Here is a 2,129-nt window from a genome sequence, read left to right on the forward strand (position 1 = left end):
GCTTCTAAGAATATTGATCCTGAGCAATATCCAGATGGGGTAACATTCAAATATAAAACTCCAGTAGATACAACAACACCAGGCGAAAAAGATGTTATTGTAGAAGCAAAAGATGGGGAAGATAAACTGGTAGAAGTTCCTGCTAAGGTTAAGGTAGTGGAAGGCAAGGAACAATTAATTCCTGTAAATCCAACTGAAAAACCACAAGCAAGAGATAGTATTACTCCAAGTGATTACCCAGAAGGTTCAACATTTGAGTACAAAGTTCCAGATGGACAGACTGAACCGTTCGATGCAACAACTGTTGGTGATAAACCAGTAACAGTAGTTGTGAAAGATAGAAATGGAAATGTATTGGTTGAAGTTCCCGCTACGATTAAGGTGGTAGAAGCTAAACCAACACCAATTGAAACGCCAGTAACGAATACACCTTTAACAAAAGAGGATATTGCTAAATTTGTTAAAGTTCCAGAAGGTGGAAAAGTAACCAATGTAGAAAATATTCCAGACTTGACAACTCCAGGTGAGAAAGATCCAGTTAAAGTCACTGTAGAATTACCAAATGGAAAAGTGATTACTGTTGACGTTCCAGTTAATGTAACTCCAGTTAATGAAATTGAAACGCCAGTAACGAATACTCCGTTAACGCCAGAGGATTATACAAAAGGAATCACGATTCCAGAAGGTGGCAAGGTCACAAATGTTGAGAACATTCCAGACTTAACAACTCCAGGTAAGAAAGATCCAGTTAAGGTAACAGTTGAATTACCAAATGGAAAAGTGATTACTGTTGACATTCCAGTTAATGTAACGTCAGTTAAGGAAATTGAAACGCCAGTAACGAATACTCCGTTAACGCCAGAGGATTACACCAAAGGAATTAAAATTCCAGAGGGTGGCAAGGTCACAAATGTTGAAAACATTCCAGACTTGACAACTCCAGGTAAGAAGGATCCAGTTAAAGTAACGGTTGAATTACCAAATGGAAAAACAATTACTGTTGACGTTCCAGTTAATGTAACGCCAGTTAAGGAAATTGAAACGCCAGTAACGAATACTCCGTTAACGCCAGAGGACTACACTAAAGGCATCAAGATTCCAGAAGGTGGCAAGGTCACAAATGTTGAAAACATTCCAGACTTGACAACTCCAGGTAAGAAGGATCCAGTTAAAGTAACGGTTGAATTACCAAATGGAAAAGTGATTACAGTAGAAGTCCCAGTGAATGTAACACCTGTTAAAGAGATTGAGACACCAGTCACATCTACCCCATTAACACCAGAGGATTACACTAAAGGCATCAAGATTCCAGAAGGTGGCAAGGTCACAAATGTTGAAAACATTCCAGACTTGACAACTCCAGGTAAGAAAGATCCAGTTAAAGTCACTGTAGAATTACCAAATGGAAAAGTGATTACAGTAGAAGTCCCAGTTAATGTAACACCTGTTAAAGAGATTGAGACACCAGTCACATCTACCCCATTAACACCGGAGGATTACACTAAAGGCATCAAGATTCCAGAAGGTGGCAAGGTCACAAATGTTGAAAACATTCCAGACTTGACAACGCCAGGTAAGAAAGATCCAGTTAAAGTAACGATTACCTTACCAAATGGAAAAGTAGTTACGGTAGAAGTACCAGTGAATGTAACACCAATTACACCAATTGAAACACCAATAACAAAAGAAAAACTGACTCCAGAGGATGTCCTAAAACAAATTAAGATACCAGAAGGAGCAACTGTTAAGGTAGGAGATCTTCCAGACTTAACAACACCAGGTAAGAAGGATCCTGTAAAAGTAACGATTACATTACCAAATGGTAAAGTTGTGACTGTAGAAATTCCAGTAACTGTAACTCCTATTGGAGATATTGTTAAAAAACAAGGTGATCCAATTACTACTGAGGATGTTGAAAAACACATTCCAAAAGGAGCAAAAGTTATTTCAATTGGAGATAAACCAACAACGGATGTACCAGGTGAGAGACCAAGTATTCCGGTTGTAATTGAATTACCAAATGGAATTCGAGTAACTGTAAATGTACCAGTTATCGTAACACCAAAAGTTACGCCTGTGGTAGTTAAAGTTGGAACACCAGTTACGCCAGAAGATGTTCAGAAACATAT

Annotated in this window: 1 protein-coding gene; it reads left to right on the top strand. The window is 38.4% G+C overall.

The features are described 5' to 3' along the window. On the top strand, nucleotides 1-2,129 hold a 2,129-nt coding region (locus NMM26_RS09505; RefSeq protein ID WP_254754330.1), incomplete at both ends, for a Rib/alpha-like domain-containing protein.

The sequence above is a fragment of the Streptococcus sp. CF7_Ac1-8 genome, from assembly GCF_024295435.1.
GTDB classification, from domain to species: Bacteria; Bacillota; Bacilli; order Lactobacillales; family Streptococcaceae; genus Streptococcus; species Streptococcus mitis_AP.